We start from the raw sequence: 12,435 nt of genomic DNA on the forward strand, positions 1-12,435 counted from the left end.
CTGCAATTTAAACCCATTGAAAACAGTAAATTATGATAAATTTTAAGTCTATTCTACTTAGTGCAATTACTGCTTTTCTATTTAGTTATCAGGGAAACGGCCAAGACTCCTCTAAAATAAATAATGAATTTATTGGAAATTGGGCAATCATATTACCTAACGGTCATCCGGCGTGGTTTTCATTTAATATAAACGGAGGTGTTATGAACGGAGAAATCTGGACTGTGGGTTTGGGAAATGCCATTTCCGACTTAAGGTTCAAAGCCGATACACTTTATTATAAAAGAAAACTAAAAATAGGGGCTCCCAATTATCCTGGAGGGCCACCAACTGGAGAGAAAGTAGAGGTTTCCAACAAAGCAGTGATAACAGGAGATGTCATAAAAATGATAATGTATGTACCATTGCAAGATGGCACTTTTGATACTCAAGAATTTAAGGGAAAACGGCTACCACCTTTACCCCTGAAACCTGATTTAGATAAAGTAAAATTCGGAGCGCCTATCGCCCTTTTCAACGGGAAGGATTTATCTGGATGGCGTTTGACCAATCCAAATCAAATTAATGGCTGGAGGGCCGAAAATGGCGTTTTGGTTAACGAAACTCCAAAACTCAATTTTGACCCATTTTCAAAATATGGCAACCTGCGGACGGATGGCGAGTTTAAAGACTTTAATCTGCAACTAGAATTCAACGTACCAAAGGGTGGAAATAGTGGTATATATCTTTGTGGAAGATATGAGACACAAGTTGTAGATAGAGATAGTAGAATGCAAGGTCTACAAGGTGTAGGTGCCCTTTTTGCTAGAATAGCGCCTTCTGAAAATGCAGGAAAAGTTGGCGGAGAATGGCAAAAATATGATATTACTTTGGTTGACCAACATGTTACTATTGTCCTTAACGGCAAAAAAGTGGTAGATAATGCTCCGATTTTAGGGGCTACAAAGGGAGCACTTGATGCGGACGATACCAAACCCGGTCCCATTTACTTTCAGGGCGATCATACAGCTGTTAACTATAGAAATATCATGCTTCGTCCTAGAATCAACCCAAATTATATACAAAAGGATTCCAGTGATTCCGAATTTTCAAAGTTTGATATCAATGGAGACAACAATTTAATAGCTACAGAAATTCCTTTATTCGAACAAGATGTTTTTGACCAAGCAGATGCCAATGTTGATTGGCAATTATCCATGAAAGAGTTTAAAAGTTATAACGCCTATAAAAAACGAATACAGTCCGAACGCGCACTGATACCTAAAAACGCAAGAGCATTTCGTGACATTCCTTATATACAAGATGGGCATAACAGACACACATTAGATCTTTATTTATCAGATAGTACAAAGTTCAAAAAGCCCTATCCGCTTGTAATATGGGTTCATGGAGGTGGTTGGCAAAAAGGCACCAAGCAACTTTTTGGGAAGCAGGCCTTTCTCTTAAAGCATGGTTTTGCCATGGCTTCAATAAATTATCGCCTTACTAGAGAATCGCAATTCCCAGAACAGGTTTATGATTGTAAGGCAGCTATCCGCTACCTCAGAAAATACGCCGATCAATATAAAATAGATGCCAACCGGTTCGGACTCTGGGGTTCATCGGCAGGTGGACACTTGGTTTCATTGATAGGTACTACTGGCGGCTTACAAGAATTAGAAGGGAGCCTTGGCGTGACAGATGCTTCTAGCGAGGTACAAGCCGTTTGCGATTGGTTTGGCCCATCAGATTTAAATCAAATGAATGCCTCTTCAACAGACAAATCAAAAGGCGAAAAACAAAACATTCAACCCATCGTGAAGTTCCTTGGAGGACCTTTTACAGAAAAGCAAGAGGCTGCAAGAAAAGCTAGCGCCATAAACTACATTTCAAACAACCATCCGCCATTTTTAATTATGCATGGCAATAAAGACCCTTTGGTGCCAATTGAACAGAGTGAACTGTTTTACCAAGCGTTGCAAAAAAAGGAGTGGATTCTGAATACATCATCGTAAAAGACGCCGGACATACTTTCTTTATGGGTAAAAAGGAACATGTTAAGGTTGTAAATTTTTTCAATGAAAAACTAAAGAAATAATCGAACAAAAACATAAACTTGATGATTAAGCACATATTCCACTTTGTAACATTCTTATTCTTGGGCACCACCACAATTCTTGCACAAACCCAAGAAAGGCCCAATGTAGTTATCATTTATGGTGATGATGTAGGTTATGGCGATGTTGGGGCATATGGTTCTACTATGATTCCAACACCTAATATTGACAAACTAGCCAAAGAGGGCATTCGTTTTACGGATGGACATTGTTCTGCAGCAACCTGTACCCCGTCACGCTATTCGTTGCTCACAGGAGTTTATGCTTTTCGAAATAATATAAATGTACTGCCTCCCGATGCTCCGTTGACCATCTCTACCGACGCATATTCGTTGCCTAAACTTTTTAAAGAGGCCGGGTATACCACAGGCGTAATAGGAAAATGGCATCTAGGCCTTGGTTCTAAAAATGTAAAGACCGATTGGAATGGCAATGTAAAACCCGGCCCATTAGAAATAGGCTTTGACAGTAGCTTTTTGTTGCCTTCCACAAACGATAGGGTTCCCTGCGTTTTTTTGGATAATTACACTGTACTAGGTTTGGATAGGAAAGATCCGCTTTTCGTTAATCGCAAATTGGAACCCGTACAGAATCAAAAGAACACCCAATACCCAGATGGGATAAAAAATCCTGAGGCAATGACGTATTATTTAAATTCGGGAAGCGGCCATAACAATAGTGTCATTAATGGTATTGGACGTATTGGATATATGTCAGGAGGAAAATCTGCACTTTGGAACGATGAGACCATTTCTGATGTCTTCATCGAGAAAACAAAGGCTTATATCAAAGAGCACAAGAACGAACCTTTCTTTTTGTACTATGCCGCGCAGGATATACATGTGCCAAGGGCTCCACATTCAAGATTTAGAGGCTCAACCGAACTTGGTTACCGTGGAGATGCCATGGTGCAATTTGATTGGGCTACCGGGGAAATTATGAAAGCCTTGGAAGAAAACGGACTCACCGAGAATACCATTGTTATCTTCTCCAGTGATAACGGCCCCACTTATGATGATGGATATGATGATGGTACGACCATTGACCGTTCTTTCGGGGAAAATGATAGAGGCCACGATGCTTCGGGAATCTACAGAGGAGGTAAATACCAAATTTATGAAGGCGGAACACGAGTACCGTTTATTGTTCGATGGCCTGAACGGATAAAACCGGGAGTCTCTGACGCCATGGTCAACCAGATTGACTTTATCGCTTCTTTTTCGGAACTACTTGACCAAAAAATACCGGATAATCAAGCCATGGATAGTCAAAACACACTCAATGCCTTTTTGGGAATCAATCCAAAAGGAGCTACATATATGCTTGAAGAAAATAGAACGCAAAAGGCAATACGTAAAGGCGATTGGAAATATATTATTGGGGCATTCAAAAAAACCAAAGATACCGGACCAGAACTCTACAATCTTAAGACAGATCCCGGCGAGCAGAATAATATTATTGCACTTCACATGGACATTGCCAAGGAAATGGATGCCCAATTGAGAAGTATTATTAATAAAACTGAAGGCAAATAAACCTTTAAATTCTGAATAACAATTACAGAAAGTCTAGCTAAAATGAATCACCCAAAATATTTTCTAATATTCTTATTCGTCGCTCTAATAAATTGTAAAAGCGCAAATACAAAAACTCAAGTTAACGAGGTTCTTACAGCACAAAAACCAAATATAATTTGGATTATTACCGATGAGCACAACTTTAGAACCTTAGGCTGCTATCGCAATCAATTAACTCCAGACCAAGCATTGCAATGGGGACCAGATGCCTTTGCAGAAACACCTAATATTGATTCGTTAGCAAAAAACGGAACAATTTTCAATCGCATGTATGCTAGTGCACCCGTTTGCACACCGTCCAGAGCTTCTATGTTTACAGGTATTTACCCAGCAACACTAGGAATTCCTAATAACTCCAATAAAATAGGAGATGGTAAATATTTAAAACCAGATGTTACAACTATTGCCGATGTTTTAAGTAGAGCGGGGTATTTTACAGGGTATTCAGGAAAATGGCATTTAGCGGAAAGCAGAGATAAATCTGGAAATAAAGATAAAGATGAGTGGTGGTCACCATATCCCGTTGGTGCCCCAGAAGACCATTACGGATTTCGAGATACTAAATTCATGTTCCTAGGCGGACATGATAAGTACAAAGGAATTGACGCTGCCGGAAACCCATACAGAGCTGATAAAAAAGTAAAATTAATTGGAACCGATCAATACGGACAGCCACTTTTTAAAGACAGTAAGTCTAACAATGTTAAACATACTACAGATTGGTTGGCAGATAGAACTATAGAGTTTATAAATGAGCATAAGAACAAACCTTTTTATTATGTAGTTAGTATACCAGATCCTCATACTCCAAATACCGTAAGAGCTCCCTATGATACAATGTTTGCAGATGTAAACATAGAATTACCTGCAACTTACGGTAATGCATATAAAAACAAGGATAACAAAGCATTGCCTAAGTGGCAAAAGCCAGATGGGAAAACCAAAAATCCCGAAAAATTAAAGAAGGAAATACAGCAATATTTGGGTATGGTAAAACTTATTGATGACAATATTGGCCGTATCATACAAAAGCTAAAAGATGATGGCATTTTTGAAAACACAATTGTTGTTTTCTCATCAGATCATGGCGATTTGTTAGGAGAACATGGGCGTGCTAATAAAGGAACAATTCATGAAGGTTCTGCTAAAATACCTTTTATAATGGCGCAAGGCAGTAAAGGTAAATCACCATTAGTTCCAAGAGATTTTGTAGTAAACAAAGCTGCTAATAATACTGATTGGATGCCTACTTTTTTAAGCATGCTAAATATAGATTGCCCCAACGTAGCCGGAAGAGACTTGTCTCCTCTACTATCTAATAAACAACCAGAAAACTGGAATGATGTTACATTTTCAAAACTAGGTTTTTATGCAGCTATTAGTGATCAATACAAACTTTATGTAACAGCTAAAGAAGAACCTTGGCTATTAGATATTAAAGCGGACCCCAATGAGACGACAAATTTTATTAATAATGCGGAATATGTTCAGGTAATAAAAAAAATGGCGAAAGACCTAAAGGGTTACATGAAAAACAACAATGATGATAACAAAGCCATTACCGAAAAATTTGACTATTTAATTTTAAATTAAGTAAACCTCAACCAAGGAAAATAACCTGTAAGCAGTGTTTGCGGCTTGAATAAAATAAAAAACATGAAAAAAGTAGTATCAGTGATAGTATTTGTAATAGCTAATTCGCTGTTTTCACAATCTGTAACCATCCCTAAAGACCAATCTTTTTATAATCCTGATATTAAATCTTATCATAGGACAATCAAAAAACCAAACCATTCAAATAACCACTCCCAGCTCATTCAAGACGCCATTGATGAAATTGAGCAAAAAGAAGGAGGTATTCTAACTATTGAAGCAGGAAATAACAATGTTTATATCATAAACGAAGAAATTAAAATTAAGTCCAATGTTCACATTAAAGTAAATCCTAATGTGATTTTTAAGAGCACTAGCCCAAGGAAAATTGCATTTTTTTCGGCAGGAAAATACGAACCTCAAAGAGTTACCAATTTTAGCTTAACCTCTACAGATGCAAAGAAGTACTTTACATTTGATTTCTTAAATCGACCTGCTGGAAAAAAAAATTACTACAAAAGCTTTAACCCTTGGTGGTGTTCAAAACTTCAAGGTTTCAAACTTCATAATCAATGATAATTCTACACCTCATTCAGGAATTACAGTAAACCTATTAGAAGTTTCTAAAAAGAAATATCTATTTGCCAAGGATGGCATTATTGAGAATATTAAAATTACCAATAGTCATTACGGTTATGGCCTTGGTCCAATGTCAAGCTGCAGAAAATGTTTTATACCGTAATTTAATTGGAGAAGGTGGCGCCACACTTAGGTTAGAAACAGGGGCTATTGGAAAGCCCTATTTGGCAGATAAATCTATTATTATAAACAACTTATATGGTAAAAATATAGTTTGTAAAAACGGACAAGCAGCTGTTACACTTTCTCCTCATACGATTAAAAATGGCAAAGTGTTTATAGATGACCTCACTGCGGATAGTTGTGAGGCAGGAGCCATTGTTGCTGCCGGGTTTTTAAGTGCAAAAAAAGAACAAAGAGATAAAAAGGGAAATGCAATCAATGGCCACACTTATGGATATTTTGATGCAAATTCAGTAATCTCCAATTTAAAAGTAATTTACGGAACCAATGCACAGTTAAGACCTTCAAGAAGACCCTTTGTACCCTGTGCTCAGAGAAATTTGATCAGTACACATAAAAATCCAGACCAAGAAAGTTACACAGGACCTACAATTGCAGGTATTATTTATTTTGCTAAAGGAGGAACCAGAACAGATAGAGGATTTTATACCGTTAAAACACCCGGTTTGGAGTTGAAAAATTTTCCGTTAGTAAATGGAAAAATGGAGAATAAAGAGTTTGTGGCATCCACCAAAGAGTTTTTAACCGGATGCGATAAAAATTAGGCAGTACATTTAGAAAACAAGACCCTAAAAACGCTCAAAAAATTTCAGTGGTTTTCCCAACGCAAAAAAAATCAGAGCTGATTCTACCTATAATTAGAACTCTTAAATACGTTTAGTCTTTATCTATATCTACGACAATAACTTCACCTTCTTACGTTGAACTCAAGTTTGAGCTCATTCTATATGTTACATATGATATTTATGGGCCAACCGCTGGCAGTTGTGCCCATATAATTTAATTAAACCCTAATTATCAGCGTCACATTCATCAACATTATGGGATATCAATGAAAAAATTCCCATCTTTCAATAAGATTAAAATCTAAATAGGTGCGCTTCAAACCTTAAGCAGAATTGGCTCAGCTATACTGCTTAATATGGTGTTCTCTATTCAATATAAATTAGTCTGTCACTGTTATTGTAAATGTTTGCTCCGCTTTCCATGTACCTTCAACATTTGTGGCACCAGTTACGGATTCTTCAAAAGTATTTACTAGTTGCACTTCATGTACGCCAACCTCTGTAAATAGCACATAGGCAATAGATTCCGAAGTAACAACGCCTCCATTAGGTATAATGAACGGAGTATATATAGTGTCTGTTTCCTTAAAACTAGAGTTTAAGAACCTACTTCCTTTCGGAATACGCCACTCATGACTTATTGCTCCACGTGATAAATCTTTAAAGGCCAAATATTTATTTACACTTACCGTTTTTTCTATTTCATTATAGGTATCCTTAGGCGACACCCACCAAGTAAAGCTTGAAAAATCTCCATAAGGTGCTGTATAATCTTCTTCTTCACAACTGGTCAAAAAGACCATTGTTAGCAGGCAAATAGATAGGTTTATTATGTACTTCATTTTTTCTAAGTTTTAGTTGATTTCCTGATTATTAAGAATTTCACTCTGGGGAATTGGTAGGTAAGCGGGGTTTGGTGATGCCCATGCATTTGCTGCATCTGTATATTCTACAAACTCTTTCTTTTGGACCTTTTTCTAGCAAACTTTGTTTCCTTAAAGCTTCCTTACCCTTTGCATCTGTATAGCTAAAATCGGTTAGATGAAAAGGTGTCATGCTTAACTCACTGAACCTTTCTTGTGCAACTCCCCATCTACGTAGGTCTATAAAACGTGTTGAAAAGCCTTCTACGGATAATTCTAATGGATATTCTTTAAACATTAAATGATCCATTAAAGTTGATTCTGTATAAACCTCTCCATCAAAATCATGCGGCGAACCATCCGAAACTCCTAAAAGTTGTAACCCCCAACGTTGTCTTATTTGGTTGATGTACGAAAGTGCTCCGTTTATATCCCCAGTTTTAGTCAAACACTCGGCATACATTAAATAAACCCCCGACAGGCGGTTAACAACAATGTTTCTACCAGATTTCCAAGGGCTGGTACCTGTATCAAATTCGGCACTAACAATATCATGGTTTGTATATTTTTTATAGTACGAAAAAGAGGTCTTGTCAAAAGCAGTTACCTGGGGCGCATTGAATAAGTAATAAGGTGACAAAGTATCGTTTACTACTGCTATACTTTGTGAACCTCTTAAAGGTATAGTCCGCAATTGGCCGGTTACATCACCATTAATATAATTCCGGGAATCCTGAGTATCCATGGGTTCATTGGAGTATTCATATGTAAGCCATGCCGAAGGTAGCAGAATACCCTGTCCTCCAATAGTTCTACCTGCTGCCACGTTTCTACCGCTAGGTGCTGAATAACGGGAAAGCCTATGAAAAAATGATTGTTCGTCAAAATTGCCATCCTCTAATTGGTGATCTATTGAATAGTTTATCTCAAAAATAGATTCCGAATTAAAATCACCTGTATTCGTAAATAATATAGATACATCTGTTTCCAGACTATAACCATAAGCTCCATTATTGATTACATCTTTAAAATATATCATGGCCTTTTCATAATTGCCTTCATATAAATAACTAGTACCCAATATGGTTGCTACTGCACCGGCATCTACCCGCGTTTTTTGATCAAATTGTGCCGGTAAGTTCTGGTAAGCGTACTCCAAATCTTCCCTGAAAAAATTGATTACCTCTTCTGAAGTAGAAAGCTTTTTGGAATAGTCAGTAGATTCTTGAGGAATTTTATCTCGAATAATTATTTTACCATCGTTAAAAATATTGTGCAGATAGAAGTGCATAAGTCCTCTAAAGAAACGAGCCTGAGCCATTTGTTCCGTCCATCGCTCGTTACTTTTTAAATCTGGGGACATTCCGTTAAGTCCCTCAATTACCTGATTTGCCCTCCATATTACACGGTACTTAGAATCCCATTGTTTTCCCACAGCGGCATTATCTGCCAGTAAACGCTGTTGGTACCAAGGCAGATAGGCTCCAGTAGGGTTGGTTCTCTTACCGGGGTGGGCTAGATCGGTGCGAAAAAATTCGTCTTCAATATCCAACACCCAATTGTCTAGCATGGCACCATAAACAGATGTTAGGTTAGATTCCGATTCTTCTAAACTAGTCCAGTACGTATCCGTAGAAAGTGAATTGGGGTTTTGTTCATCCAAATAATCCGAACAGGATTGTAAGGCTCCTGCCAGCATTACTATTACGAAGTATATTTTATTTTTCATGATTTATATTTTACAATTAAAATGAGATATTAACACCTAATGAATACAACTGTGTCAAAGGAAATTTTGATAGATCTAATCCCCTTTGAGCTATATTTCCTCCGCCTACTTCAGGGTCATAACCATCGTAACCGGTTAATGTTAAAGGGTTTTGGGCAGAGACAAAAAGTCGCAGTTTGTTCATTCCAATTTTTTCGGAAACATCAGTGGGCAACGTATACCCCAATGAAACTAACTTCAGTCTAAGGTAATCGCCATTTTCTATCCAAAGATCAGTATCCCCATTGTAATTAGGGTGTCTACCTGCTCTATCTATATAAAAAGGTATATTGGAAGAGGTGTTATCAGGTGTCCACATGTTAACCAGATTTTGGTGCCGACCCCTTGTCATTGCATCTGCCTTTGTTCCATTAAGAATTTCAGCACCCACAGAAGCATACCAGTTCATAGATAGGTCAAAATTTTTGTAAGCCCAGTTTAGATTAAAACCAAGTTCAAAATCGGGTAGGCCACTACCGGAGTAAACCCGGTCATTATCGTTTATTACGCCGTCCCCAGCATCAGGAATACCATCATTGTTAGTATCTACTGTAGGCTGATCCGTGTACATTAAATCTCCCAAACGTGCGTTTATGTCCAGTTCTTTATACGCCTCCAATTGTGCTTCGTTCTTTATGGTACCATTGGTTTGGTGTAGATAAAATGCTGCAGCCTCCCTCCCTACTACAAAGACGGTTACAGGAGTTCCCAACAATTGGGCATTAGGATTAAAAATCAAATCATTGCCTTCTGCCATTCTAGTAATCTCATTTCTATTTTTGGTAAAGGTGGCCCCCATACTTAAAGTACTTTGGCCCAAATTGGCTCTATAATTGGCTCCAATTTCCAAACCTTTGTTGGTCATATCCCCAATATTAAGCGTAACATTTTGAGGCTGGCCATTTACCACTCCTGTTGACCCAGCAAACGAATAGGGAACAACATATCCTCTTTATTAGTTACATAATAATCTGCGGTTAAAGTAAATTTGTTGTTAAAAAACCCAAGATCTATTCCTATGTTATTTGAAACCGAAGTTTCCCATTTAACGGATGGATTGGCATATTGAACAATTGCCGATCCCAATGTGACATTCAGGTCGTTCTCATCAAATATATAGTCACGTTCTTGCGATACCGTTGATGCAAAAACATAATCGCCAAAACTATCATTACCCACAGTACCTTGGCTGGCCCTGATTTTAAAATTGTTGATTGTTGGTAGCAAATTTTTCCAGAAGCCTTCATCGGAAACATTCCAAGCTGCCGATATTGAGGGAAATGTTCCCCATCTGAAGTCCTTCCCAAATTTACTTGAGGCATCACGACGAGCAAGAACGCTCAGCAGATATTTACCTTTATAATTATATTGCAGTCGTCCAAGAAAACCAACATTTTTTCTCACATAGTTAAACCCTGAATCTGCCGTTTGGTCTTGAGATGATCCGTTTAAAACTTGGACTGCATTGGACACTACCCCATTTCGTCCTGAAAGAAAGGATTGAAAATTTCTCTCATCAAAAGAACTACTTACCAATGCATCTATGTTGTGGTTCCCGAACGACTTTTTATAGTTTAGACTACCGTCCCAACTAAACGTGCTCAATCTAGAAGCTTCTGCAGAAACACCACTTTTTAAGGGGTCTACTTCAGAAAATCCCGTTGCTATATCAATAAGCTCAAATTTTGGTCGGAATATATTGCGAATGGTGTTCGTTACGTTCGTTCCTATTCTGGAGGTAAAGTTTAAACCCTCAGCAATATTTCTGGTAACACTTAAACTTGCATTAATTTTATCTGTCCTTTCCCTATCCCTACGCTTAATATTTTGGGCCACAGTATTCAAAGGAGTTGTAACCCCTCCATTACCCTCTTCAATATAGAAGACATCTGAATCTTGATCCAAAATAGGAAAGTAAGGTCTATATCTAATTGCGTTAGTCAATAGATTATCCGTAGCTCTTTTATTATCCTCTAAAATATAGCCTACACTAGCGTCTATCTTCCAATTGTCCGTATTATAAGTTGTAGTAGCTCTACCATTGTATCTTTTAAAGTTAGAGCCAGTGAGCACTCCATCCGCACTAAAATAACCTCCGACTACATTATAGGTAAACCCACTGGCACCACCTGAAACGTTAAGGCCGTATGTTTGGCTTTCTGCATGGTCTACCAACACAAAATCGGTAAAATCATTATCATTATTCAACCATTCTGGTCTAGCTGGGTAAGGCGAAAAGGCTTCTGGGAAATAATTGTTCTGTTGTGTTTCAAAATACAACTGATCTTCGGTATTCATTATAGGCGTTCCAGAACCCAATCTTTGTATTCCGTAAGTATGGTCTAAATCTACTTTCATAGACCCCTCTTTACCTCTTTTGGTCGTGATGAGAATTACACCCGCGGCACCACGTGTACCATAAACAGCAGCAGAAGCAGCATCCTTTAATACGTCTATAGTTTCAATCTCATTAGGACTCAAACGTGGATCTCCCTGCTGTGGAATACCGTCTACAACAAATAGTGGTGTATTTGATCCACTTAGCGATGTAATTCCCCTAATTTGGATATTAGATTGCGCTCCAGGCTCGCCTGAAGATGCCGTAATGTTTACACCGGCAATCTGGCCCTGAAGGGCGCTGCCCAAATCCGGAGTTACAAACTCCTTTATAGCTTCTGCCTTTACCTGAGACACTGCTCCGGTCAATTCTTTCTTTTTAACAGTTCCAAATCCGATAACGACAACTTCGTCCAATTCAGAAGCATCAATTTCCAAATCAGCATTAATTGTTGTCTTACCATTAATTGTAATTTCCGTGTTCTTATAACCTATATACGAGAATATCAAAGTAGTACCACCCTGTGGCACATTTATGCTATATAGTCCATCAAAATCACTAGTTACGCCAACGGAAGTTCCTTTTACAACTACATTGGCGCTAAGGCAAGGGCATACTATCATCTGAACTTGTGATTTTTCCTGTTACTGTAATTTCTTGTGCGTGCATCCATGAAAATGAGAGGCACAGAAGTATGAGCAAACGGAACGATTTGCGTCTTACAGGGTTGGTTTTTTTTTGAGTTTTTTTCATTTTGATTTATTTAACGGTGTGCTAATTATTTGTTAAAACTCCATTAAATGAAGTACAAA

10 protein-coding genes are annotated in these 12,435 nt (G+C 37.9%); 5 read left to right on the top strand and 5 right to left on the bottom strand.

Translation table 11 applies throughout. The features are described 5' to 3' along the window. Window positions 1-32: 32 nt before the first annotated feature. The 5 genes from Q5W13_RS04940 (at window position 33) to Q5W13_RS04960 (ending at window position 6,633) form a co-directional block, all read left to right on the top strand. On the top strand, window positions 33-1,994 hold the full coding sequence (locus tag Q5W13_RS04940; RefSeq protein WP_304445544.1) for a 3-keto-alpha-glucoside-1,2-lyase-like domain-containing protein: 1,962 nt from the start codon (window positions 33-35) through the stop codon (window positions 1,992-1,994). 104 nt (window positions 1,995-2,098) lie between these two features. Continuing rightward, a complete protein-coding gene (locus tag Q5W13_RS04945) occupies window positions 2,099-3,631 on the top strand; it encodes a sulfatase family protein (RefSeq protein WP_304445545.1) in 1,533 nt (510 codons plus the stop codon). Between the two features lie 42 nt (window positions 3,632-3,673). Continuing rightward, the gene (locus tag Q5W13_RS04950; RefSeq protein ID WP_304445546.1) at window positions 3,674-5,266 is read left to right on the top strand and encodes a sulfatase-like hydrolase/transferase; all 1,593 of its coding nucleotides are present in this window, start codon (window positions 3,674-3,676) and stop codon (window positions 5,264-5,266) included. Between the two features lie 63 nt (window positions 5,267-5,329). Then, the gene (locus Q5W13_RS04955; protein WP_304445547.1) at window positions 5,330-5,842 is read left to right on the top strand and encodes a hypothetical protein; all 513 of its coding nucleotides are present in this window, start codon (window positions 5,330-5,332) and stop codon (window positions 5,840-5,842) included. A gap of 74 nt (window positions 5,843-5,916) precedes the next feature. Beyond that, window positions 5,917-6,633 carry a hypothetical protein gene (locus Q5W13_RS04960; RefSeq protein ID WP_304445548.1) on the top strand — a complete coding sequence of 239 codons (717 nt, stop codon included), beginning with the start codon at window positions 5,917-5,919 and terminating at the stop codon, window positions 6,631-6,633. A gap of 401 nt (window positions 6,634-7,034) precedes the next feature. On the opposite strand, the gene Q5W13_RS04965 is transcribed toward Q5W13_RS04960, so the two are convergent. From Q5W13_RS04965 to Q5W13_RS04985, 5 genes are read right to left on the bottom strand one after another with little or no spacing between them, the layout of a single operon-like run. Next, window positions 7,035-7,496 (bottom strand): hypothetical protein, encoded by a 462-nt coding sequence (locus tag Q5W13_RS04965; RefSeq protein ID WP_304445549.1) that lies wholly within the window; start codon window positions 7,494-7,496, stop codon window positions 7,035-7,037. A gap of 40 nt (window positions 7,497-7,536) precedes the next feature. After that, the gene (locus tag Q5W13_RS04970) at window positions 7,537-9,246 is read right to left on the bottom strand and encodes a RagB/SusD family nutrient uptake outer membrane protein (protein WP_304445550.1); all 1,710 of its coding nucleotides are present in this window, start codon (window positions 9,244-9,246) and stop codon (window positions 7,537-7,539) included. Between the two features lie 16 nt (window positions 9,247-9,262). After that, window positions 9,263-10,150, bottom strand: a complete 888-nt coding sequence (locus Q5W13_RS04975; protein ID WP_304445551.1) for a SusC/RagA family TonB-linked outer membrane protein — start codon at window positions 10,148-10,150, stop codon at window positions 9,263-9,265. Between the two features lie 38 nt (window positions 10,151-10,188). Next, window positions 10,189-12,246, bottom strand: coding sequence for a SusC/RagA family TonB-linked outer membrane protein (locus tag Q5W13_RS04980; RefSeq protein WP_304445552.1), 2,058 nt, complete (start codon window positions 12,244-12,246; stop codon window positions 10,189-10,191). Further along, complete coding sequence (locus Q5W13_RS04985; protein ID WP_304445553.1) at window positions 12,224-12,376, bottom strand: hypothetical protein; 153 nt, start codon at window positions 12,374-12,376, stop codon at window positions 12,224-12,226. Before Q5W13_RS04985 ends, Q5W13_RS04980 begins: the two co-directional genes overlap by 23 nt. Between the last annotated feature and the right edge of the window lie 59 nt (window positions 12,377-12,435).

Source organism: Zobellia laminariae, assembly GCF_030553095.1.
GTDB lineage: Bacteria > Bacteroidota > Bacteroidia > Flavobacteriales > Flavobacteriaceae > Zobellia > Zobellia laminariae.

Bases quoted from the DNA above. Each gene is read 5' to 3' on its own strand.
- Q5W13_RS04965 (WP_304445549.1), bottom strand. From the start codon at position 7,496: ATGAAGTACATAATAAACCTATCTATTTGCCTGCTAACAATGGTCTTT.
- Q5W13_RS04970 (WP_304445550.1), bottom strand. From the start codon at position 9,246: ATGAAAAATAAAATATACTTCGTAATAGTAATGCTGGCAGGAGCCTTA.
- Q5W13_RS04940 (WP_304445544.1), top strand. From the start codon at position 33: ATGATAAATTTTAAGTCTATTCTACTTAGTGCAATTACTGCTTTTCTA.
- Q5W13_RS04985 (WP_304445553.1), bottom strand. From the start codon at position 12,376: ATGAAAAAAACTCAAAAAAAAACCAACCCTGTAAGACGCAAATCGTTC.
- Q5W13_RS04945 (WP_304445545.1), top strand. From the start codon at position 2,099: ATGATTAAGCACATATTCCACTTTGTAACATTCTTATTCTTGGGCACC.
- Q5W13_RS04980 (WP_304445552.1), bottom strand. From the start codon at position 12,246: ATGATAGTATGCCCTTGCCTTAGCGCCAATGTAGTTGTAAAAGGAACT.
- Q5W13_RS04960 (WP_304445548.1), top strand. From the start codon at position 5,917: ATGGCATTATTGAGAATATTAAAATTACCAATAGTCATTACGGTTATG.
- Q5W13_RS04955 (WP_304445547.1), top strand. From the start codon at position 5,330: ATGAAAAAAGTAGTATCAGTGATAGTATTTGTAATAGCTAATTCGCTG.
- Q5W13_RS04975 (WP_304445551.1), bottom strand. From the start codon at position 10,150: ATGACCAACAAAGGTTTGGAAATTGGAGCCAATTATAGAGCCAATTTG.
- Q5W13_RS04950 (WP_304445546.1), top strand. From the start codon at position 3,674: ATGAATCACCCAAAATATTTTCTAATATTCTTATTCGTCGCTCTAATA.